The organism is Pseudomonas sp. WPR_5_2, assembly GCF_003634475.1.
GTDB lineage: Bacteria > Pseudomonadota > Gammaproteobacteria > Pseudomonadales > Pseudomonadaceae > Aquipseudomonas > Aquipseudomonas izuensis.
The window spans coordinates 146,081-168,395 of the sequence record NZ_RBLA01000004.1; the positions used below are offsets into that span (position 1 = coordinate 146,081).

The 22,315-nt window shown below is 59.6% G+C and carries 16 protein-coding genes and 2 tRNA genes; 6 read left to right on the forward strand and 12 right to left on the reverse strand.

All coding sequences use genetic code 11. The features are described from left to right. Nucleotides 1–23 precede the first annotated feature (23 nt). Nucleotides 24–470: an azurin gene (azu, locus tag BJ917_RS16355; RefSeq protein ID WP_096513683.1), complete on the reverse strand. Its 447-nt coding sequence runs from the start codon at nucleotides 468–470 to the stop codon at nucleotides 24–26. Nucleotides 471–814: 344 nt separating this feature from the next. Here azu and BJ917_RS16360 point away from each other — a divergent pair, with 344 nt between their 5' ends. Together BJ917_RS16360 and BJ917_RS16365 are read left to right on the forward strand one after the other, a co-directional pair. Then, entirely contained in the window at nucleotides 815–1,402 is a 588-nt protein-coding gene (locus BJ917_RS16360; protein WP_096513684.1) for a TIGR00730 family Rossman fold protein, read from the forward strand. A gap of 68 nt (nucleotides 1,403–1,470) precedes the next feature. Then, complete coding sequence (locus BJ917_RS16365) at nucleotides 1,471–1,650, forward strand: hypothetical protein (RefSeq protein ID WP_095192115.1); 180 nt, start codon at nucleotides 1,471–1,473, stop codon at nucleotides 1,648–1,650. A 224-nt stretch (nucleotides 1,651–1,874) separates the two neighbouring features. Here the strand turns inward: BJ917_RS16365 and BJ917_RS16375 are convergent, their stop codons facing one another. The 11 genes from BJ917_RS16375 to rnr form a co-directional block, all read right to left on the reverse strand. After that, nucleotides 1,875–2,765, reverse strand: a complete 891-nt coding sequence (locus tag BJ917_RS16375; RefSeq protein ID WP_096513685.1) for a transglutaminase family protein — start codon at nucleotides 2,763–2,765, stop codon at nucleotides 1,875–1,877. Beyond that, nucleotides 2,765–5,251, reverse strand: coding sequence for a circularly permuted type 2 ATP-grasp protein (locus BJ917_RS16380; protein ID WP_096515584.1), 2,487 nt, complete (start codon nucleotides 5,249–5,251; stop codon nucleotides 2,765–2,767). The genes BJ917_RS16375 and BJ917_RS16380 overlap by 1 nt, the downstream gene beginning before the upstream one ends. Before the next feature lie 88 nt (nucleotides 5,252–5,339). Next, nucleotides 5,340–8,615 carry a DUF2126 domain-containing protein gene (locus tag BJ917_RS16385; RefSeq protein WP_121103856.1) on the reverse strand — a complete coding sequence of 1,092 codons (3,276 nt, stop codon included), beginning with the start codon at nucleotides 8,613–8,615 and terminating at the stop codon, nucleotides 5,340–5,342. A gap of 375 nt (nucleotides 8,616–8,990) precedes the next feature. Then, nucleotides 8,991–11,294 carry a YgiQ family radical SAM protein gene (locus BJ917_RS16390; RefSeq protein ID WP_096513687.1) on the reverse strand — a complete coding sequence of 768 codons (2,304 nt, stop codon included), beginning with the start codon at nucleotides 11,292–11,294 and terminating at the stop codon, nucleotides 8,991–8,993. Nucleotides 11,295–11,508: 214 nt separating this feature from the next. Then, entirely contained in the window at nucleotides 11,509–12,906 is a 1,398-nt protein-coding gene (gene dnaB, locus BJ917_RS16395; RefSeq protein ID WP_077045379.1) for a replicative DNA helicase, read from the reverse strand. 134 nt (nucleotides 12,907–13,040) lie between these two features. Continuing rightward, the gene (gene rplI, locus BJ917_RS16400; protein ID WP_008058981.1) at nucleotides 13,041–13,487 is read right to left on the reverse strand and encodes a 50S ribosomal protein L9; all 447 of its coding nucleotides are present in this window, start codon (nucleotides 13,485–13,487) and stop codon (nucleotides 13,041–13,043) included. 19 nt (nucleotides 13,488–13,506) lie between these two features. Continuing rightward, nucleotides 13,507–14,400 (reverse strand): hypothetical protein, encoded by an 894-nt coding sequence (locus BJ917_RS16405; RefSeq protein WP_096513688.1) that lies wholly within the window; start codon nucleotides 14,398–14,400, stop codon nucleotides 13,507–13,509. A gap of 36 nt (nucleotides 14,401–14,436) precedes the next feature. Beyond that, nucleotides 14,437–14,667, reverse strand: a complete 231-nt coding sequence (gene rpsR / locus BJ917_RS16410) for a 30S ribosomal protein S18 (RefSeq protein ID WP_002551829.1) — start codon at nucleotides 14,665–14,667, stop codon at nucleotides 14,437–14,439. 28 nt (nucleotides 14,668–14,695) lie between these two features. Continuing rightward, nucleotides 14,696–15,118 carry a 30S ribosomal protein S6 gene (gene rpsF, locus BJ917_RS16415; protein ID WP_007939579.1) on the reverse strand — a complete coding sequence of 141 codons (423 nt, stop codon included), beginning with the start codon at nucleotides 15,116–15,118 and terminating at the stop codon, nucleotides 14,696–14,698. Between the two features lie 304 nt (nucleotides 15,119–15,422). Further along, nucleotides 15,423–16,184 (reverse strand): 23S rRNA (guanosine(2251)-2'-O)-methyltransferase RlmB, encoded by a 762-nt coding sequence (rlmB, locus tag BJ917_RS16420; RefSeq protein ID WP_096513689.1) that lies wholly within the window; start codon nucleotides 16,182–16,184, stop codon nucleotides 15,423–15,425. Beyond that, the gene (rnr, locus tag BJ917_RS16425; RefSeq protein WP_121103857.1) at nucleotides 16,181–18,817 is read right to left on the reverse strand and encodes a ribonuclease R; all 2,637 of its coding nucleotides are present in this window, start codon (nucleotides 18,815–18,817) and stop codon (nucleotides 16,181–16,183) included. Before rnr ends, rlmB begins: the two co-directional genes overlap by 4 nt. Nucleotides 18,818–19,042: 225 nt before the next feature. Here rnr and BJ917_RS16430 point away from each other — a divergent pair. From BJ917_RS16430 to BJ917_RS16445, 4 genes are all read left to right on the forward strand, one after another. Beyond that, nucleotides 19,043–19,129, forward strand: a tRNA-Leu gene (locus BJ917_RS16430). 167 nt (nucleotides 19,130–19,296) lie between these two features. Beyond that, nucleotides 19,297–19,383 (forward strand) — tRNA-Leu (locus BJ917_RS16435). Between the two features lie 315 nt (nucleotides 19,384–19,698). Then, the gene (locus BJ917_RS16440) at nucleotides 19,699–20,709 is read left to right on the forward strand and encodes an iron ABC transporter substrate-binding protein (RefSeq protein ID WP_121103858.1); all 1,011 of its coding nucleotides are present in this window, start codon (nucleotides 19,699–19,701) and stop codon (nucleotides 20,707–20,709) included. Beyond that, nucleotides 20,709–22,271: an iron ABC transporter permease gene (locus BJ917_RS16445; protein ID WP_121103859.1), complete on the forward strand. Its 1,563-nt coding sequence runs from the start codon at nucleotides 20,709–20,711 to the stop codon at nucleotides 22,269–22,271. Before BJ917_RS16440 ends, BJ917_RS16445 begins: the two co-directional genes overlap by 1 nt. Nucleotides 22,272–22,315: the final 44 nt, after the last annotated feature.

Sequence of the window (22,315 nt, forward strand, 5' to 3'; positions counted from 1 at the left end):
GAACGATAACGCGGTGAGCCTGCTTACTTCAGGGTCACAGTGCCTTTCATCATCGAGATGTGGCCCGGGAACGAGCAGAAGAAGCCATATTTCTCGGCAGCATCAAGCTTCGACACATCGAAGGTCACCGAGTCGGTTTCGTTGGCGCCGATGACCTTGGTGTGCGCGATGATGCGAGCATCGCCTTCTTTCAAGTAGTTCTTGTCGATACCGGCACTCAGGCCGTCGGTGGCGATTGGCTGCATGTCGGCTTCTTTGCTCAGCACCCAGTTATGGCCCATGACGTTCTTCGGCAAGCTGCCGGAGTGGGTCAGTTCGACGGTGAACGTCTTGCAGCTCTTGTCGATTTCAATGGCCTTGGTGTTGAAGGACATTTGGTCTGTGGAGTCAACGGTGACTTTGCACTCCGCAGCCATCAATTGGCTGCTGGCCAGCGTCAACAGGGATACCGCAACAAGTTTGGCAAACATGGTGAATCTCCAAGGCAGGGTTAGTGAAAAATGCGAATGGACAGAAGACTGCCTGAAAACTTCGCAAGTTCATATGACTTGAATCAAAAATTGTATACAACTTTTGGGCTATGACACTGATCGAAACAATCTACCAGCCAAGCGTCTGGCCCGGGCCTATGATCGATCCATCATTACTTAATGGAGCGTCTGACATGTCCCTCAATAGCCTGTTGTGCAGCTTGCTTGCCGCCTATGCCTGCGGCGCCAGTGGTACGTACGAAACGTCCAAGCGGGAAGTTTAGCCCTTGGAGCGTTGCGCGCCTGCCTTTACTCTGTGGTCCTGATCGACCATGGAGGAAGGCATGTCTTTAGCATCCGTATGTGTATTTTGTGGTGCCAGCACCGGCACCCACCCGGCTTATCGCGAAGCAGCCGTGGCCCTCGGCCGGGCATTGGCCGAGCGCAAGTTGACGCTGGTCTATGGCGGCGGTGCCGTAGGCCTGATGGGCATCGTGGCCGACGCCGCCCTGGCAGCCGGCGGTGAAGTGATCGGCATCATTCCGCAAAGCCTCAAGGACAAGGAAATCGGCCACAGCGGCCTGACTCGCCTGGAAGTGGTCGACGGCATGCATGCACGCAAGGCGCGGATGGCCGAACTCAGCGATGCCTTCATCGCCCTGCCCGGCGGCTTGGGCACGCTGGAAGAACTGTTTGAAGTCTGGACCTGGGGCCAATTGGGCTACCACGGCAAACCGCTGGGATTGTTGGAAGTGAACGGTTTCTACAGCAAACTCACCGGTTTTCTCGATCACATCGTCGGCGAAGGCTTCGTTCGCGGGGCACACCGTGACATGCTGCAAATGAGCGAATCGCCACAGACGCTGCTCGACGCCCTCGATAGCTGGCAACCGACCGTACCGCCAAAGTGGGTCGAGCAAAAACCCGACTAACGACTCGGCACCGATACAGGGCAGAATACGCGCCGCTCAACCTCACCTTCGACCCCAGAGGATCGCCCATGGCTAAACCCAATTATTCCTTCGCCAAACGTCAGCGTGACTTGGCCAAGGAGCAGAAGAAAGAGGAAAAGCTTCAGCGCAAGAAAGCGATGGCTGAAGACGCGACACTGAACCCTGACGGTGACGTCGCGACAGAAGATGATGTTGAAGCACCGAAAGACCAGGCGCCCGACGCCTGAGACCCTCCGGGCCGGATGATTCAATTTCAGGCCCACCGGATCTGTGTCCAGGGTTGGCAGCCTTGCTGCCGGCCCTCACAGGTCGATCTGAAATACCTTTCCAGAAAATACCTGATATCCCTTTGTGGGAGCGAGCCTGCTCGCGAAGACGGCAGCACATCCAATCCTTTCCGTGACTGACGGACCGCTTTCGCGAGCAGGCTCGCTCCCACAGGGGTTCACCGCTAATCCAGTGGCATGACGGTGACGCGAACTTCGGGGACATGATTGCCGCCCCCCAGAATCACCCCGCGCAGCGGCGACACATCAGAAAAATCCCGCCCCCAGGCCAAGGTAATGTGCTCCAGTGCCGGCTGCACGTTGTTGGTCGGATCGAAATCTACCCAACCCAGCACAGGGCAATACACCGACACCCAGGCATGGGAAGCATCGGCGCCAATCAGGCGTGGCTGCCCGGGTGGTGGCTGAGTCAGCAAATAGCCGCTGATGTAGCGGGCGGCCAGGCCCCGGGATCGCACGCAAGCAAGCATCAGGTGGGCGAAGTCCTGACAGACCCCGCGCCGACGCTCCAGCACTTCCACCAGCGGCGTTGCCACCTGGGTCGCTTCGGCGTCGAAGGTGAATTCGCTGAAGATTTTCTCCATCAGTGCCTGCACACCCCGCAGCAGCGGACGGCCTGCCGGAAAGCAGCTGTCTGAAAACTCGACGAAATTGCGCTTCAAGTGCACGTAGGGCGATTGAAACCGATAACGGCAAGCTTCGAGCAACTCAGGCGAAAGTGGCTGGCTGCTGTAAGTCAGCGCGTTGCGGGTTTCCTCCCAGGCTGGCGACAGATTGAAATCCAGCGCAGGCCGGGGCAGCACTTCTATCGTGAGGCTGGCGTTGACCAGCAATTCATCATGAGGGCGCTCGAATGCCAGCCGGGTCAGCGGATTACCGAAAACATCCAGTTCATCACGGCGCGACGTCGGGTCCGGACTGATCTGCAACTGCTGCTCGGTACAACGCTGCCAACCGCAGACCCGCGGCCACAGGTGCGCCAGTTGCTGGGCCAGGGACACAGGGCTGTCGTAGTGATAGTGGGTGTCGTGGAAAATCTGGTATCGCGCATTCATCAGACGGACACCGTGCGCTGGCTGACATCATCGACATGGGCAAAATGACGCAAGGCCAGGCGATCGGACACGTGCCCGCTGGCATCGGCGATTTCTTGCAATAGGTCGGCCAGCCCTTCGAGCGCCGCGCGTACGCTGGCCTCACCGAACAGCGGGTTCTCCAGACAACCCAGATCGAAACACGCCAGTCGCTCCACCCATTGCGCCAACCCCGCTTCTCGCGGGGCAGCAAAGTCGTCGTTCAGGCGCTTGAGGGTACGGTTCACCAGTTTCAATTGAAACAGCACGGCGTGAGGGTTCTGCTCATCGAGCAACAACAGGTCGAGCACCGGGATCAACTGCGCCACCGCCAGATAACGCGAACGGTAGGTGATGCTGCTGTTGCCCAGTTCCAGCAACCATTCGAGACCGGCCTGATCGAACGCCCCGGCGCCCCGCAAAAACGCCGCCAGGCTGCCACTGAGAAATTGCAGGCGCTCGATTCGCCGACCGATCATCAGGAAGCGCCAGCCTTCGTCCCGGGTCATGTCGTCCAATGCAAAACCGGACAAAGCCGCCAGGGACATCACCAGACGGTTGAGAAAATCCAGCAGCTCGCCGAAGTCCGGCTCATCGGTTTCCAGTTCCATGGCTTCGCGCTGCAACTCCACCAGCGCCTGCCAGTTTTCCCGCGAGAGCTTGCCGCGCACCTGCGAAGCCGCCCACTGCAACCGCTGCAGGTTGGAACGCAGGCTGAACGGCCAATCATCGCCGAGTATTGCTGCCAGCAAACGCTCCGGCAGCTCACCTTCATCGGGCAACAGCATCAGCCGTTCACCAAGATCGACGGCCGCCTGCAGGGCCTGCGGGTCATCGCCGTCCACGTATCGCGCCAGCATGATGCGCAACAATCGCGCACTGTCATCGCAACGCTCGCAGTAACGACCGAACCAGAACAGGTTTTCCACCACCCGTGACGGCAGATAGGGATCGCGTCGCACCAGATCATGCACGCCGATATTGCGCTGGGTTTTCCATTGTTCGCCGCTGGGCGGGCGATCGCCCAGTACCCAGGTGTCCTTGCTCGCACCGCCACGCTGCATCGACACCACTTCGGCATCGGCCTCGGCGGCCACCCGGGTCAATCCGCCGGGCAATACCCGATAACCCTCGCGGCTGGCCACCGCATACACGCGCAGGCCGATGGCCCGGGGTTGTAACTGACCGCCATCGGCCTGCCAGATTGGCGCTTGGGACAACTGCGCCAATTCTTGCGCAACATAGGCGTAAGGCCGTGCCTGCATGCGCTCGACAAGCTGATGGCGCTGTTTTTCACTCAAGTCACGGCCAAACACCGGGGTAAAACTCTGGGACGGGAACGCCGGTTTGATTAGCAACTCCGGCAGTTTCTCCAACGCCTGCGCGAGCACCGGAGCTTCGCCGCACCACCAGGTGGCGATGGACGGCAGAATCAGGTCTTCACCGAACAGGAACTGACTGATCTTCGGCAGGAAACCCAGCAAGCCTGGGGATTCGAGCACGCCACTGCCGAGGGCATTGGCCACCAGGACCCGCCCTTGTCGCACGGCTTCAAGCAAGCCCGGTACGCCCAATGCCGAATCGGTACGCAGCTCCAGCGGGTCACAGAAATCGTCGTCGAGACGGCGCATGATCGCGTGCACCCGGCGCAGGCCACTCAGGGTTTTCAGGTAAACCGTGGCATCGCGCACTGTCAGGTCGCCGCCTTCGACCAGCGGATAACCGAGTTGGCGAGCAAGGTACAGGTGTTCGAAATAACTCTCGTTGAACCGTCCCGGCGTCAACAACACAACCAATGGCACCTCTTCATCGCTGGGCGCCTGGCGGGACAGGGTTTCCTGAAGCGTGCGGAAGAAGCCGGCCAGATGCTGCACTTTCAGATCGCGGTACAACTCGGGGAACGCCCGGGACACGATGGTGCGGTTTTCCAGCGCATAGCCTGCACCGGACGGCGCTTGAGTCCGGTCCGCCGTAACCCACCAACGGCCATCGGGGGTGCGCGCCAGATCCACGGCATACAGATGCAGAAAGGCGCCGTCAGGCGGTTTGATGCCCTGGCAGGGCCAGAGAAAGTTGTTGTGGCCGAACACCAGTTCGGCCGGTAGCAATCCTTCGGCAATCAGGCGTTGCGGCCCGTACAGGTCGGCCAGCACGGCATTGAGCAATCGGGCGCGCTGGGCGATGCCCGCCGACAGCTGTTGCCACTCGTCAGCGGCAATCACATGGGGTAGCAGGTCCAGTTCCCATGGCCGATCGGCGCCCTTGGGATCCGCGTAAACGTTATAGGTGACGCCGTTTTCCTGAATCTGCCGGGTGAGCAGTGCCTGACGCTGCGCCAGTTGCGCTGGCGTGCTGCGCTGCAATTGGTCGAACAATCGGCGCCAGTGCGGACGTACCGCCCCGCTGTCATCGAGCAGTTCGTGATAGGTGCCCGCCGTCAGCGGGTAGCGGTCTAGCAAGTCAGGCATGGAAAGCTCGGCAGACAGCATGGAACGGTCAGACTAACGCAGGCTCATGACGCCCGGATAGACGAAAGACCCGGGCGTCGCGTACGGTTTAGAAACGTCGTAAATCGAGTGTCATCGGCAGCTCGTCATTGATTTCCAGAGTCGGTATGGGAAGTTTCCCCGGCGTGTGTCCGATGCGGAAGAAACGCGCCATGCGCCGGCTCTCGGCTTCATTGGCATTGACCGGCAAGGTCTCGTAGTTGCGCCCGCCCGGGTGTGCGACGTGATACTGGCAACCGCCCAGCGACCGCTCCATCCAGGTGTCGAGCAGATCGAACACCAGTGGCGCATGGACCGGGATGGTCGGGTGCAGACAGTTCGCCGGTTGCCAGGCGCGGAATCGCACGCCTGCGACGAATTCACCTACACGCCCGGTAGGCTGCAATGGCACCGGAATGCCGTTGCAGGTCAGCACATAACGCTGGGGCGGCAGACCGGTGAGCTTGACCTGCAGGCGTTCCAGGGATGAATCCACGTAGCGCACCGTACCACCGACCGCGCCCTCCTCGCCCAGCACATGCCACGGTTCGAGTGCCTGGCGCAACTCAAGGGCGATGCCACTGACGGCGTAGTCGCCGACCTTGGGAAAGCGGAACTCCAGATGCGCCGCAAACCATTCGGCCCGTAGCGGATAACCGGCGGCATTGAGGTCGACGATGACGTCGGCAAAATCCTGCTCGATAAAGTGCGGCAACAAGAACCGGTCATGCAGCTCTGTGCCCCAGCGCGCCAGTTTTGGCGGTGCGTAAGGTTCGCGCCAGAACCGTGCGACTAACGCTCGCAGCAGTAATTGTTGGGCCAGGCTCATGCGCGCATGGGGTGGCATTTCAAAAGCACGCAACTCCAGCAAACCGAGGCGCCCCGTCGCGCCGTCTGGTGAATACAGTTTGTCGATGCAGAATTCCGCACGGTGCGTGTTGCCAGTGACGTCGATCAGCAGGTTACGCAACAGTCGGTCAACCAGCCACGGCGCGCACTCCTCGCCCGGTTCCGGCATCTGCGCAAAGGCGACTTCCAGCTCGTATAAAGCATCGTTGCGCGCCTCATCGACACGAGGCGCTTGCGATGTCGGGCCGATGAACAATCCGGAAAACAGGTAGGACAGTGACGGGTGGTTATGCCAGTAGCTGATCAGACTGCGTAGCAAATCCGGGCGACGCAGAAAAGGTGAGTCAGCCGGTGTCGCGCCACCCAGTACGAAATGGTTACCACCTCCGGTGCCAGTGTGTCGGCCATCGATCATGAATTTCTCGGTGGTGAGGCGAGTCTGTCGTGCTTCTTCGTAGAGAAATTCAGTGCGCTCGACCAATTCATCCCAAGTCGCGGACGGCTGCACGTTGACCTCGATCACACCGGGATCTGGGGTGATGCGAAAGTTGCACAAACGCGGATCGTTCGGAGGTTCATAACCTTCCAGTAGCACCGGGCAATGCAATTCCTCGGCAGTGGCTTCGATGGCGGCCACCAGCTCCAGGTAATCCTCGACCCGCTCCAGCGGTGGCATGAACAGGTACAACCGGCCTTCCCGCGCCTCGGCGCAGAACGCCGTACGCGTCAGCCAGTCGGCGGACTCGTCGATTTTCGGCGTGCGCTCTTGCGCCTCGGCAGGCTCACCATGGCTGTTCAACTGCGCGGTGTCGGGTAGCGACGCAAACGCCTGATTCGGGTCCTGCGTATGAATGAACGGGTACTCTGCCGCTTTCACCCAAGGTTGCGAACCGAGGGGCAGGCGATAGCCCAACGGGGAATCCCCCGGCACCAGACGGCAATGTTCGTCACGCAGATACCAGCGCCCGCTTTGCCACTGGTCGCCCTTGGCGGTGCGCGCCAGCGGCAGTACCTGGCCGATGACCTTGTCCAGTCCCTGACTGAAGACTTTGCGCAACCGCGCGCGCTCCAGCGGCTCGTCAAGACGCGAGTCTTCGGCGGTGACGTTCTGCGGTAAAGTGCCTTCGCGCCAGAGGTAATAGAAATTGTCTTCGTAGGCCGGAAACACAAAGCGTGTCGGAATTTTCAGGCGTTCGGCCACACTCGCCAGGAAACGCCCGGCCAATTCGCCATTGGCGCCGTAGTCTTGCTGTTCGTCGGCGATCAACGCGTTGTTATGCCAGATCGGCACACCGTCGCGACGCCAATAGCAATTGAGCGACCAGCGCGGCAATTGCTCACCGGGATACCACTTGCCCTGACCGAAATGCACCAACCCCTGAGGCGCGTAGCGTTTACGCATGCGCTGGAACAGTTCGGCGGACAGCCGACGCTTGTTTGGTCCCAGTGCCGCCGTATTCCACTCGGCGCCGTCCGGGTCATCAATGGAGACGAAGGTCGGCTCACCGCCCATGGTCAAGCGAACGTCACCTTCCAGCAGATCGGCGTCGATCTGTCGCCCCAAGGCCTGAATCGCCAGCCACTGCTCTTCGGTGTAGGGCTTTGTGACCCGTGGCGCCTCCCAAATCCGCTCCACCGACATTTCATGGCTGAATTCGCACTCGCACGGTTCCACCAGGCCACTGATCGGTGCCGCGGAAGACGGATCTGGACTACAGGCCAATGGGATATGCCCTTCACCCGCAAACAGCCCGGAGGTTGCATCCAGACCGATCCAGCCCGCACCGGGCAAGTACACCTCGCACCAGGCGTGCAGGTCGGTGAAATCCACTTCAGTGCCTGAAGGGCCATCGAGACTTTTCACATCGGCGGTCAACTGGATCAGGTAGCCCGAGACAAAGCGAGCGGCCAGCCCGAGGTTGCGCAGGAGTTGCACCAGCAGCCACGCAGAATCGCGGCACGAACCGGAGGCCTGTTCGAGCGTGTATTCGGGGGTTTGCACCCCCGGCTCCATGCGAATCAGGTAGTCGACGTCTTCGCTCAGGCGCTGGTTGAGGGCGACGAGGAAATCCACGGCGGGCAGAGGCGTACGGCCAATGTTGTCCAGATAGGCCTTGAACTTCGGCGTCAGGGGCAAGGTTTCCAGGTACGGCGCCAACTCCTTGCGCTCGTCCGCAGCGTAGTCGAACGGGATTTTTTCTGCGTAGGGTTCGAGGAAAAAATCGAAGGGATTGAAGATCGCCATTTCTGCCAGCAGATCGACTTCGATGCGCAACTCATCGGTTTTCTCCGGAAACACCAACCGCGCCAGGTAATTGCCCTGCGGGTCTTGTTGCCAGTTGATGAAATGCTGCTCGGGCGAGACTTTCAACGCATAGGACAGTATCCGCGTGCGGCTGTGGGCGGCCGGGCGCAGGCGAACGATCTGCGGACCGAGCTCGACGGCGCGGTCATAGCGGTAATGCGTGACATGGTGCAATGCGACATGAATCGACACGGCGTGCCTCCTGCGAGCCTTAAGCGTATTCGAAAGCGCGCAAGACTTATGCCATCCAGCGGTGCTGGCGCTTTCTCCGGTTACTGGAGGCAGTACAGCACCAAAATCGGGCGATGCAGGAAAATGGTTGGAGAGAGTTGCACGGATTTGTGGCGGCCGAGACTGCCAGCCTGACTTGCAGCGCCTGCACCGGCCTCATCGCGAGCAGGCTCGCTCCCACAGTTTGTTCGAGTCGTTCGCGAAACTTGTAATCGACAATGGCCCCTGTGGGAGCGAGCCTGCTCGCGATGAGGCCAGTCGCCCTAGCAAACCTTTAAAGCCTGAAATGCAAAACGCCAACCCGAAGGTTGGCGTTCTGTTCAGCTCAAGCGAGGCTTAGCGCGGTACGACCGGCTTGCGCGCAGGCTTGGGCCCCTTGCCCTTGGCCGCTTCCTTGCGCTCCTTGGCGGCCTGCTGGTTGCGGGCGAATGCCGCAGCCTTGGCCTGTTCACGTTTGTCCCACGGATTACCGCCATCGCTGGCGCGCGGTGGCAGGCCAGTGTGCTGGGTGAGGATCTTGGTGGTCTTTTCCCCTGCCACCTTGTGGCTGCCGGCCGGCGTCGAGTTCTTGCGACGGGCACTCTGGTAGCTGTCGGTGGACGGCTGGTGCAGCGGAATCAACTGGTTCTTCCCCGGCCCGATCAGGTCGGCGCGGCCCATGCGGGTCAGTGCCTCACGCAGCATCGGCCAGCCTTTCGGGTCGTGATAACGCAAGAACGCCTTGTGCAGACGACGCTGCTCTTCGCTCTTGACGATGGTCACCGCGTCACTCTTGTAGGTGACCTTGCGCAGCGGGTTCTTGCCCGAGTGGTACATCGCGGTAGCGGTGGCCATCGGCGACGGGTAGAACGCCTGCACCTGGTCGGCACGGAAGCCGTTGCCCTTGAGCCACAGGGCCAGGTTCATCATGTCTTCGTCGGTGGTGCCCGGGTGGGCGGCGATGAAGTACGGAATCAGGTACTGCTCTTTCCCGGCTTCCTTGGAGTACTTCTCGAACATGCGCTTGAACTTGTCATAGCTGCCAATGCCCGGTTTCATCATCTGGTTGAGCGGACCTTCCTCGGTGTGTTCCGGGGCGATCTTCAGGTAGCCACCGACGTGGTGGGTCACCAGTTCCTTGACGTATTCCGGCGACTCGACTGCAAGGTCGTAGCGCAGGCCGGAAGCGATCAGGATCTTCTTCACACCCGGCAAGGCACGGGCGCTTCGATACAACTGGATCAGCGACGAGTGGTCGGTGTTCAGGTTCGGACAGATGCCAGGGAACACGCAGGACGGCTTGCGGCACGCGGATTCGATTTCCGGGCTCTTGCAGGCGATGCGGTACATGTTCGCGGTCGGGCCGCCGAGGTCGGAAATGACGCCGGTAAACCCTGGGACCTTGTCGCGAATTTCTTCGATCTCGCGAATGATCGACTCTTCGGAACGGTTCTGGATGATGCGGCCTTCGTGCTCGGTGATCGAGCAGAAGGTGCAACCGCCGAAGCAGCCACGCATGATGTTCACCGAGAAGCGGATCATCTCATAGGCCGGGATTTTCTCCTTGCCGTACGCCGGGTGCGGAATGCGCTGATAAGGCATGCCGAACACGTAGTCCATTTCTTCGGTGGTCATGGGAATCGGTGGCGGGTTGAACCAGACGTCCACTTCGCCGTGTTTCTGCACCAGCGCACGGGCGTTGCCGGGGTTGGTTTCCAGGTGCAACACGCGGTTGGCGTGGGCATACAGAACGGCGTCGCCACGGACTTTTTCAACCGATGGCAGACGGATCACGGTCTTGTCGCGGGTCATCTTCGGACTGGCAAGAATCTGCACGACCTTGGCTTCTTGCGGATCCTCGACCGGACCCTTTTCCTGCTCGATGGCGCAGGCTTGAGTGTCCTGGGTATTCACGTACGGGTTGATGATCTTGTCGATCTTGCCCGGACGGTCGATGCGCGTGGAATCGACTTCGTACCAGTCTTTCGGCGTGTCGCGGCGGATGAACGCGGTGCCGCGCACATCGGTGATGTCTTCGATCTTGTGACCGTAGGACAGGCGCTGGGCGACTTCGACAATGGCACGCTCGGCGTTGCCGTAGAGCAGGATGTCGGCGCTGGCGTCGATCAGGATCGAATTACGAACCCGGTCCTGCCAGTAATCGTAGTGGGCGATGCGGCGCAGGGACGCTTCGATGCCGCCAAGTACGATCGGCACGTGCTTGTAGGCTTCCTTGCAGCGCTGGCTGTAGACCAGGCTCGCACGGTCCGGACGCTTGCCCGCCAGGCCACCTGGCGTGTAGGCATCATCGGAACGGATTTTCTTATCGGCGGTGTAGCGGTTGATCATCGAATCCATGTTGCCGGCCGCGACGCCGAAGAACAGGTTCGGCTCGCCCAGCTTCATGAAATCGTCTTTGGACTGCCAGTTCGGCTGGGCAATGATCCCGACGCGGAAGCCCTGGGACTCCAGCAGCCGGCCGATGATCGCCATGCCGAACGACGGGTGATCGACGTAGGCATCACCGGTGACGATGATGATGTCGCAGGAATCCCAGCCGAGCTGATCCATCTCCTCCCTGCTCATTGGCAGGAATGGCGCTGGCCCGAAACATTCGGCCCAGTACTTGGGATAGTCAAATAACGGCTTGGCTGCTTGCATGTCGATAACCGGTGTTGGCTTTCATTGAATTTCGCGGGCGCGGAATATAGCACAAATTTTGACCAATTCCGACGGCTGTGGTCGGAAATTAGAGGGTGTCTGCTATACCGCGTAATCGTTCATCGCGAGCAAGCATTGCTCCTACAGAGGTCTGCGTGCGACCTGTGGGAGCAAAGCTTGCTCGCGATGAGGCCCTGACAGGCGCTACATAAACTTACTCGTCGTCATCGAAGTTGTAGCTACCCGGCGCCAGGTTCTCGAATCGGGTGTATTTACCGATGAACGCCAACCGGATAAAGCCGATCGGGCCGTTCCGCTGCTTGCCGATGATGATCTCGGCAATGCCCTTGTGCTCGGTTTCCGGGTGATACACCTCGTCGCGGTAAACGAACATGATCACGTCGGCGTCCTGCTCGATCGCTCCGGATTCCCGCAAGTCGGAGTTCACCGGGCGTTTGTTCGGCCGCTGCTCCAGGGAACGGTTGAGCTGGGACAGCGCCACCACCGGGCAGTTGAATTCCTTGGCCAGGGCTTTCAGGGACCGGGAGATCTCGGAAATCTCGTTGGTCCGGTTGTCGCCGCTGGAACCCGGAATCTGCATCAGTTGCAGGTAGTCGATCATGATCAGGCCGACGTCGCCATGCTCACGCACCAGACGCCGGGTCCGGGCGCGCATTTCCGACGGGCTGATGCCGGCCGTATCGTCGATGAACAGTTTGCGGTCGTTGAGCAGGTTGACCGCCGAAGTCAGGCGCGGCCAGTCGTCGTCTTCCAGCTGACCGGAACGGACCTTGGTCTGGTCGATGCGCCCCAGGGACGACAACATACGCATGATCAGCGATTCGCCTGGCATCTCGAGGGAGTAAACCAGGACAGCCTTCTCACTGCGCAACACGGCGTTTTCCACCAGGTTCATCGCAAAAGTGGTCTTACCCATGGACGGACGGCCGGCGACGATGATCAGGTCGGCCGGTTGCAGGCCGCTGGTCTTCTCGTCGAGGTCGGTGTAGCCGGTGGACAGGCCGGTGATGGCGTTGTCGGTGTTGAACAGGGTATCGATACGGTCGATGGCCTTGGTCAGCAGTTCATTCACACCCACCGGGCCGCCGGTTTTTGGCCGGGCCTCGGCGATCTGGAAGATCTGCCGCTCTGCTTCATCGAGGATTTCTTCAGCGGTGCGACCTTCCGGGTTGAAGGCACTGTCGGCAATTTCAGTGCTGATGCCGATCAATTGGCGCAGGGTCGCGCGCTGGCGAACAATCTGCGCATAGGCCTTGATGTTGGCGACGGACGGCGTGTTTTTCGCCAGCTCGCCGAGATAACCGAGGCCACCGACTTGCGAGGTCTGACCTTCCTTGTCCAGTTGCTCGGCAAGGGTCACGACGTCGATCGGGGAGTTCTGATCGGCCAGTTTGGCGATCGCACGGAAAATCAGGCGGTGGTCATGTCGATAGAAATCACCGTCGGAAACTTGATCGAGCACGCGTTCCCAGGCGTTGTTGTCCAGCATCAGACCACCGAGCACAGCCTGTTCGGCTTCGATGGAATGCGGCGGCACCTTCAGCGCGGCGGTTTGCAGATCGTATTGCTCGGGAGCGGAGATTTCGTTCATGGCCACTTGGTTTTTTAGTAAAAGCAGGGGTTGAAAAACGGGCGTTACCAGAAAGACAAAGGGCACGACCTGTAAACAGGATCGTGCCCGATGTTACCGGCAAGCACCCGAGGGTGCCAGCCGACAAGTACTGCTTAAGCTGCTACCACGACAACGCGTACGGTGGCTTCAACTTCAGCGTGCAGGTGCACGGCTACGTCGAATTCACCTACGTTGCGGATAGTGCCGTTCGGCAGACGAACTTCGCTTTTTGCCACTTCAACGCCAGAGGCGGTCAGTGCATCAGCGATGTCGTGGGTGCCGATCGAACCGAACAGCTTGCCTTCGTCACCAGCGGTGGCAGTGATGGTCACTTCCAGCTCAGCCAGTTGGGCGGCACGGCTTTCAGCCGACGATTTACGGTCTGCTGCAGCTTTTTCCAGCTCAGCGCGACGCTCTTCGAACGCAGCCAGGTTGGCTGGGGTCGCGGCGGTAGCTTTGCCGTAAGGCAGCAGGTAGTTACGACCGTAACCAGCCTTAACGTTCACTTTGTCACCCAGGTTGCCCAGGTTGGTGACTTTTTCCAGAAGGATCAGTTGCATGTGAAAATCCTCTTAACTTTTAACCTTCACCGTTCGCGTTATCGGCGTCTTTCGACGCCAGACGACCGCGAAAATCAATCAGGCTGTCGACGATGGCCAGGACCACCAGCAACGGATAGATCAGCTGCATGAACAGCAACAGCGTGACGTACAACCCCACCAGCCAGAATTTGGCCAGTCGCTTTTGCGCCACCAGCCCGTGAATCAGGGCCAGCCCGGCGAAAACCAGCGGTACGCTGCACAACGGCACAAGCATGGACATCTGGGCACCGAAATTCGGTGTCACAACCATGCCCGCCAGCAGCAACATCGCGGGACCCAGCGGGATTCGGACGGCGCGAAACTCGCGACCGAAACCACCGGGGTTGTACAACAACGCCTGCCAGTAGCGCCCGACAATCAGGCTCAGCACACTGACGATTTGCAACAAGGCCGCAATCAGGCCGGTCAGGATTGGTGCAATCAGGGACGCGAAGCGCGCTTGCTCGTCTACCGACATCTTCTGGTAGACCTCACCGAGTAGCGACGGCATGACTTTGATCAAAGCCTGCGCCAGCATCTCGATCTGGGGACCAAAAGCCGTCCCCAGCACCACTGAAAACACCACTCCCATCGCTATGCTGACCAGCAGCACGCGGTTCCAGGACTCGCTTGCGCGCAAAACCAACGCAAGGCTCGCAGACCCCAGCAGCACCAGAAGCGCCCGTGGGTCGTCGGAGAAAAGCCACCAGATCAACGCCGGCAGCAGTCCCAGAGCAAGAACGCCCAAGGCGTCCTTCAATCCGCGCCGCAGGAGCACAAGGCATCCGGCGGCAGCACCCAACCAATACAACAACGGCAATGCCGCGCATCCAGCCACTACCAGAGTGGCCTGCATACGGCCCCGCATGATGAACTCAGCTAAGGCACGCATACATTCAATCCTTTGCTACGTGTCGACTGCCCGGTCTCAGCGGCCGTGGCTGTCGGTGTAGGCCAGCAGGGCCAGGAAGCGGGCGCGCTTGATAGCGGTGGCCAGCTGACGCTGATAACGAGCTTTGGTACCGGTGATGCGGCTTGGAACGATTTTGCCGGTCTCGGATACGTAGGCTTTCAGAGTGTTGAGATCTTTGTAATCGATCTCTTTCACGTCTTCAGCGGTGAAGCGGCAGAATTTACGACGACGGAAGAAACGTGCCATTTGATAGGCTCCTTAAAAGGTCCGTGGATTACTCGTCAGCGTTATCGCTGTTGTCGCTGTCATCACTGTCAACGCCTTCAGCGTCGGAGTGCTCAGGACGGTCGCGACGCTCACGGCGCTCACTGCGGTTTTCTTCAGCCTTGAGCATCTCGGATTGGCCGGTAACGGCTTCTTCGCGACGGATGACCAGGTTACGGATCACTGCATCGTTGTAGCGGAAGTTGTCTTCCAGCTCGGCCAGGGCCTTGCCGGTGCACTCAACGTTCAGCATCACGTAGTGAGCCTTGTGAACATTGTTGATTGCGTAGGCCAGTTGACGACGGCCCCAATCTTCCAGACGGTGGATTTTGCCGCCGTCTTCTTCGATCAGCTTGGTGTAACGCTCAACCATGCCGCCGACTTGCTCGCTTTGATCCGGGTGGACCAAAAAGATGATTTCGTAATGACGCATGAATGCTCCTTACGGGTTGTAGCCTGCCGCTCAAAAGCGGTCAGACAAGGAGTGAATGACACTTATGGACTTGCGTGGGTAAGGCACATGCGTGCCTGCCGTCACAGCAAGGGGCGCAATTGTAGAGAAGGGATGTGGGAGGCGCAAGGTAATTGGTGATTATTTGAACAACCACCAATCTTTGCCCATGCACAAAACATTGTGGGAGCGCGCCTGCTCGCGAAGGGGCATAACATTCGACATTGATGCTGAATGTTACTCCGCATTCGCGAGCAGGCTCGCTCCCACAGGGATTACAACTGGCTTAAGATTTTTTGGTCGCCGCTTTTGCGCCACGCTGACGCAAGGCCTCGAACAGGCATACGCCGGTCGCCACGGAAACGTTCAGACTGCTGACGCTACCGGCCATCGGCAGGCGCACCAGGTAATCGCAAAGGTCGCGGGTCAGGCGACGCATGCCGCTGCCCTCTGCACCCATGATCAGGATGGTCGGTCCGGTCAGGTCCTGGTCGTAAAGGCTGACATCCGCCTCACCCGCCGTACCGACAACCCACAAGCCGCGCTGCTTGAGCTTTTCGAGGGTGCGCGCCAGGTTGGTCACGGCGACCAGCGGAATCACTTCCGCCGCACCGCAGGCAACCTTTCGCACGACCGGCGTCAGGGTCGCGGATTTGTCCTTCGGCACGATCACCGCCAGCGCACCCGCCGCATCGGCAGAACGCAGGCAGGCGCCGAGGTTGTGCGGATCGGTCACGCCGTCGAGCACCAACAGCAGCGGTGCGCCCTCGGTGCGATCGAGCAGCTCGTCGAGCATCGCCTCGCCCCAGACCTGGCTTGGACTTACGTCCGCGACCACGCCCTGATGCACGCCTTCGACCCAGGCATCCATTTCCCGGCGCTCGGCCTGACCAACCTGGACACGGTTTTCGTTGGCCAACTCGATCAAAGTCTGCACCCGAGGATCACCGCGACCTTCGGCCAGCCAGATTTGCTTGACGCGCTTGGGGTGGTGACGCAGCAATGCTTCAACTGCGTGCACACCGTAGATTTTTTCCAACTGACTCATGGCTTGGCCTTAGGTTTACGCGCCCCGCCACTTTTGGCTGGGGCCGAGCCCGCTTTTGGCGGACCTTTACGATGTTTGCTCGGTTTGGCTGGCTTGCCGCCGACAGCCTTGTCAGGCGCCGACCGTCCGGTCTTTCCCCCAGACGCCGCTTTACCGCCGCTTTTCGCGTCGGCCAGCAAGGCCTTTTTCATTTCACGGCTTTTGCGCACTTCGGCGTTTTTCGCCGCTGCATCGCTCGGACGATAGGCTTCGACAGCCTTTTCTTTGGCAGGACGACGACCGGTTTTCGCCGGAGCCGGTTCTGCGACTGTTTTTGTAGAGAGGGCCGCAGGTGCTGCCGCTTCCGTTCCACGCTTTTTGCGACCGATCGGCGCGCTGATGGTTTTTTCGGCCATCTCGAAGTCAATCTTGCGCTCGTCGAGGTCGACACGCATGACACGCACTTCAACAGTATCGCCAAGACGGAAGCTGCGACCGGTGCGCTCACCGGCCAGGCGATGGTGCACAGGGTCGAAGTGGTAGTAGTCACCCGGCAGCGCGGTGACGTGCACCAGGCCTTCGACATAAATGTCGGTCAGCTCGACGAACAGACCAAAACCGGTAACAGCCGTGATCACGCCCGGGAACGACTCGCCGACGCGGTCTTTCATGAACTCGCACTTGAGCCAGTTCACCACGTCGCGGGTCGCTTCGTCGGCACGACGCTCGCTCATCGAGCACTGCTCGCCGAGCTGCTCCAGGGCCGCTTCGTCGTACGGATAGATGCGCGCCTTCGGAATGGTCATCGCACCGGCACGGCGAACGTGCGGAGTATCCTGCTTCGAATGGATGACGCTGCGGATCGCCCGGTGCGTAAGCAAGTCCGGGTAGCGGCGAATCGGCGAAGTGAAGTGCGTGTACGCCTCGTAATTCAGGCCGAAGTGACCCTGGTTATCGGCGCTGTACACCGCCTGGCTCAAAGAACGCAGCATGACGGTCTGGATCAGGTGGAAATCCGGACGATCCTTGATACCGGCCAGCAGTGCCTGGTAGTCCTTCGGCGACGGGCCATCCTTGCCTTTGTGCAGGGACAGGCCGAGCTCACCAAGGAAGGCACGCAATTTTTCCAGACGTTCCGGTGGCGGACCGTCATGAACACGGTACAGCGCCGGAATCTCGTGCTTTTTCAGGAATTCGGCAGTGGCCACGTTGGCCGCCAGCATGCATTCCTCGATCAGCTTGTGCGCATCGTTGCGCACGGTCGGCCGGATTTCGGCGATCTTGCGCTCGGAGCCGAAGATGATCCGGGTTTCCTGGGTTTCGAAATCGATCGCGCCACGCACATGACGGGCGGCCAGCAACACCTTGTACAGCGCATACAACTGCTTGAGGTGCGGCACGACGTCGGTGTACTCGCCGCGCAGCTTGCGGGCTTCAGTCGCTTTCGGCGTTTCGAGCATGGCACTGACCTTGTTGTAGGTCAGGCGCGCATGGGAGTGAATCACCGCTTCGTAGAAGCAGTAATCGGTCATTTCGCCGGATTTTGAGATGGTCATCTCGCAAACCATGGCCAGGCGATCGACTTGCGGGTTCAGCGAGCACAAACCGTTAGACAGTTGCTCAGGCAACATCGGAATCACGCGCTCGGGGAAGTACACCGAGTTGCCGCGAACCTGAGCCTCGGCATCCAGTGCCGAACCGAGTTTCACGTAGCTGGAGACGTCGGCAATCGCCACGTACAACTTCCAGCCACCGGAGAACAGGCGCAGCTTGCCTGGCCGGGCCTCGCAGTAGACCGCGTCATCGAAGTCGCGGGCGTCTTCACCGTCGATGGTGACGAACGGCAAATGACGCAGGTCGATGCGCTTCTCTTTGTCTTTCTCTTCGACTTCCGGCTTGAGCTTGCCAGCTTCCTTGAGCACGGCATCAGGCCAGACGTGAGGAATGTCGTAGGTGCGCAGGGCAACATCGATTTCCATGCCCGGCGCCATGTAGTTACCCACAACCTCAACCACATCGCCTTGCGGCTGGAAGCGGGGTGTCGGCCAGTGGGTAATCTTCACTTCGACGAACTGGCCGATCTGGGCGTTGGCGTTACGGCCCGGCGTCACCAGCACTTCCTGCTGGATCTTCGGATTGTCGGCAACGACGAAACCGATACCGCCTTCTTCGAAATAACGACCGACGATGCTCTCGTGAGCGCGGGACACGACTTCGACAATCATGCCTTCACGGCGACCGCGACGGTCCAGGCCGGAAACACGGGCCAGGGCACGGTCACCGTCGAACACCAGGCGCATTTGCGCCGGGCTCATGAACAGGTCGTCACTGCCGTCATCCGGCACCAGGAAGCCGAAACCGTCACGGTGACCGCTGATGCGACCCAGGATCAGGTCGAGCTTGTCCACCGGTGCATACGTGCCACGACGGGTATAGATGAGCTGAGCATCGCGCTCCATGGCGCGCAGGCGGCGGCGCAGGGCTTCGATCTGGTCTTCTGTGGTCAGGCCGAACTCTTCGACCAATTGTTCGCGGTTAGCAGGCGAACCCCGATCAGCAAGATGCTGAAGGATCAGTTCGCGGCTAGGAATGGGGTTTTCATATTTTTCCGCTTCACGAGCGGCCTCGGGATCGAGGGACTGCCAATCGGCCATTAGAGAGTTTTCACCTTGTCTATATGCGGGTTAGTTTGGCATAGGCGTAATGAAACGGGAAATTTCAGGCTAAGACGCCCCTTCTAAAGCCCTGTATCGACACTTCAAAGCTGATTTGCAGACCGCCGGTGAAATTTTTCAGGTTTTTTTGATGCCGGGGGTTTACAGTTAAAAAGACGCTCCGTATAGTGCGCGCCATCGACGACGGACAACGTTGCCGATACTGCCCAGATGGTGAAATTGGTAGACACGCCAGCTTCAGGTGCTGGTGACCTTACGGTCGTGGAAGTTCGAGTCTTCTTCTGGGCACCAATTTCGAGCTTGAGATTAGATCAATTTCAAGGCTCACACAAAAACCCGCGAAAGCGGGTTTTTTGCATTCTGGATGTCTGATTTATTAAATTTAAATCAGGGGTTTACAGATAAAAATACTCTCCGTATAGTGCGCCACATCAACAGCGGCAACGCTGAAGATGAATGCCCAGATGGTGAAATTGGTAGACACGCCAGCTTCAGGTGCTGGTGGCCTTACGGCCGTGGAAGTTCGAGTCTTCTTCTGGGCACCAATTCAAATTCACGGTCACGACCTTGAATTTCACAGAAACCCGCGAAAGCGGGTTTTTGCGTTTCTGGCATTTGAAAACCGCAACGACGAAACCTTTGTGGCGAGGGAGCTTGCTCCCGCTTGAGTGCGCAGCACTCACAAAATCTGTATCGCGCGAGAATCTTGGGGTCGCTTCGCAACCCAACGGGAGCAGGCTCCCTCGCCACATTGACACCCGCCTATCAAAACCCAACTCAACCCACAAGGCGCATTTGAGAAACAATATCGTTTATCATTGTTGCAAGTTTTTGCAATGCGACAGTGAGGAACCCTGCGAATGATGTTTCGAAATACCCTGCGCCGCGGCCTGACCTTTACCCTGCTAGGCCTGGCACTCGCCACTCCCCTCACCCAAGCCGCCGACACGGTTTCCCTGACCCTCTACAACGGCCAACACAAGGAAGTCGGTGACGCTGTCGCCAAAGCTTTCGAAGCCAAGACTGGCATTCACGTCAACGTACGCAAAGGCAGCAGCAACCAACTTGCCAGCCAGATCGTCGAAGAAGGTGATCGCTCCCCTGCCGACGTGATTTACACCGAAGAATCGCCGCCTCTGAACAAGCTTGGCGAACAGGGACTTCTGGCCAAGGCCGATGACGCAACGTTGGCGGTGCTACCCAGGGAATATGTCGCCGGCAATGGCACCTGGATCGGCGTGACCGCCCGGGTGCGCGTCGTAGCGTTCAACCCCAAGCTGATCGATGAAAAAGACCTGCCGAAATCGGTGATGGATTTCTCCGACCCCAAATGGCAAGGCAAGGTCGGCTTCGTGCCCACCAGCGGCGCCTTCCAGGAACAGGCCGTGGCAATCATCAAGGTCCACGGGATGGACGCTGCCGAAGAATGGCTGACCGGTTTGCGCGCATTCGGCAAGACCTACAGCAACAACATGGTTGCGCTCAAAGCTGTTGAAAATGGTGAAGTGGCCACCGTCCTGGTGAACAACTACTACTGGTTCGCCCTGCAGCGGGAAAAAGGTCAGCTCGATTCGAAACTGCATTACTTCACCGGTGGCGACGTCGGCGGGCTGATCACGGTTTCCAGCGCGGCCGTATTGAAATCCAGCAAACATCCTAAAGAAGCCCAACAATTGCTCGCCTACATGGCGAGCGAAGAGGGTCAGCGCGTGATCACCCAGACCACCGCCGAATACCCACTGCACAAAGGCATGGAATCGGATCGCGGCCTCAAGCCGTTCAGTGAACTGGAAGCGCCGAAAGTCACTCCAGCCGACCTCGGCAACGCCGAACAAGCCCTGGACCTGGAACGCGACGTTGGCCTGAACTAATGAGCACATCACTCCCCGCCTCCGCTCACGGCAACTACGTGCCACGGCGCAGGCAGCCATCGATCTGGTTGTTAATGCCGGTTTTAGCGCTGGTTGTACTCAGCCTGTTGCCGCTGGCCTATGTCGGACTCAAGGCCTGGCAAGCTGGCTGGGCCGAAGCACTGCACCTGCTGTGGCGACCCTATGTGCTTGGCTTGCTGCGCAACACCCTGTCGCTGATGATCGGCGTCACAGTGGCTTGCGGCGTGATCGGCCTGTCACTGGCGTGGTTGCTGGAACGCAGCAATCTGCGCGGGCGGCGGTTGTGGGGCGTGATTCTATGCTTGCCGTTCGCCGTACCGGCGTTTGTCAGTAGCTTCACCTGGGTTTCGCTCAGTGCACAATTCGAAGGACTGGGCGGGGCGATTCTGGTGATGACCCTGTCCAAATACCCGCTGATTTTCCTGCCGGTGGCGGCGACCCTGCGCAATCTTGACCCATCGCTGGAAGAGTCCGCACGTACGCTGGGACACAATCGCTGGGGCGTGTTCTTCAAGGTCACCCTGCCCCTGCTTTGGCCCTCACTGCTCGCAGGCTCACTTCTGATTGCCCTGCACATGCTGGTGGAATTCGGCGCGCTATCGATCATCGGCCTGCAAACCTTCACCACCGCGATCTATCAACAGTTCGAGCTGGAATTCAGCAACGCCAATGCGGCGATGCTTTCGGCTGTGCTACTGGTGATGTGTCTGATACTGCTGTGGCTGGAACTGCGCGTTCGCGGCAAGGGCCGGCATGTGCGCACCGGCCAGGGCGCGGCGCGACGGGCGGAGCAGGTGCGATTGGGGCCGTGGGCGGCTGCCGGGCAACTGTACTGCCTGTTGCTGGCGATCATTGGCAGCGGCATTCCACTGGGGATGCTGGCTTATTGGCTCGCTGCAGGTTCGTCGGCCGCCTTTCCGGTTGCCGCCATCAGCGAGGCATTGCTGTCATCCTTGGCGCTGTCGCTGGGCGGCGCGGCCTTGTGCCTGGTGCTCGCAGTTCCGGTAGGACTGCTGGTGGTGCGTTACAAGGGCCGACTGGCAATCTGGGCCGAACGCCTGCCGTATCTGCTGCATGCACTGCCAGGCCTGGTGATCGCCCTGACCCTGGTGTATTTCGCCCTTCACTATGTGCCGATGCTGTACCAGACGTCGGCGCTGCTGCTGATCGCCTATGCATTGCTGTTTCTGCCATTGGCCCAGGCGCCGATTCGCACGGCGCTAACCAAGGCGGCCCCACAACTGGAAGAGGCTGCGCGCACACTGGGAGCATCATCGCTCACCGCGTTCTGCCGGGTGACATTGCCGATCATCTTCCCGGCGCTGGGGGCGGCGTTTGCGCTGGTGTTTCTGGACGCGATGAAAGAACTGACGGCGACATTGCTCCTGAGTCCGACCGGGCTGAATACCTTGGCGACGGAAGTCTGGGCGCATACCGCGAATGTGGAGTTTGCGGCGGCGGCGCCCTATGCGGCGCTGTTGATCTTGGTGTCGGGATTGCCGGTCTATCTGCTGACGACGCGGATGTATCTGAGCCGCTGATAACGCTTTCGCGAGCAGGCTCGCTCCCACAAGAGAACGCATTC

Coding starts and splice junctions, on each gene's coding strand:
- azu (WP_096513683.1), bottom strand. CDS start 470: ATGTTTGCCAAACTTGTTGCGGTATCCCTGTTGACGCTGGCCAGCAGC.
- BJ917_RS16360 (WP_096513684.1), top strand. CDS start 815: ATGTCTTTAGCATCCGTATGTGTATTTTGTGGTGCCAGCACCGGCACC.
- BJ917_RS16365 (WP_095192115.1), top strand. CDS start 1,471: ATGGCTAAACCCAATTATTCCTTCGCCAAACGTCAGCGTGACTTGGCC.
- BJ917_RS16375 (WP_096513685.1), bottom strand. CDS start 2,765: ATGAATGCGCGATACCAGATTTTCCACGACACCCACTATCACTACGAC.
- BJ917_RS16380 (WP_096515584.1), bottom strand. CDS start 5,251: ATGCCTGACTTGCTAGACCGCTACCCGCTGACGGCGGGCACCTATCAC.
- BJ917_RS16390 (WP_096513687.1), bottom strand. CDS start 11,294: ATGCAAGCAGCCAAGCCGTTATTTGACTATCCCAAGTACTGGGCCGAA.
- dnaB (WP_077045379.1), bottom strand. CDS start 12,906: ATGAACGAAATCTCCGCTCCCGAGCAATACGATCTGCAAACCGCCGCG.
- rplI (WP_008058981.1), bottom strand. CDS start 13,487: ATGCAACTGATCCTTCTGGAAAAAGTCACCAACCTGGGCAACCTGGGT.
- BJ917_RS16405 (WP_096513688.1), bottom strand. CDS start 14,400: ATGCGTGCCTTAGCTGAGTTCATCATGCGGGGCCGTATGCAGGCCACT.
- rpsR (WP_002551829.1), bottom strand. CDS start 14,667: ATGGCACGTTTCTTCCGTCGTCGTAAATTCTGCCGCTTCACCGCTGAA.
- rpsF (WP_007939579.1), bottom strand. CDS start 15,118: ATGCGTCATTACGAAATCATCTTTTTGGTCCACCCGGATCAAAGCGAG.
- rlmB (WP_096513689.1), bottom strand. CDS start 16,184: ATGAGTCAGTTGGAAAAAATCTACGGTGTGCACGCAGTTGAAGCATTG.
- rnr (WP_121103857.1), bottom strand. CDS start 18,817: ATGGCCGATTGGCAGTCCCTCGATCCCGAGGCCGCTCGTGAAGCGGAA.
- BJ917_RS16440 (WP_121103858.1), top strand. CDS start 19,699: ATGATGTTTCGAAATACCCTGCGCCGCGGCCTGACCTTTACCCTGCTA.
- BJ917_RS16445 (WP_121103859.1), top strand. CDS start 20,709: ATGAGCACATCACTCCCCGCCTCCGCTCACGGCAACTACGTGCCACGG.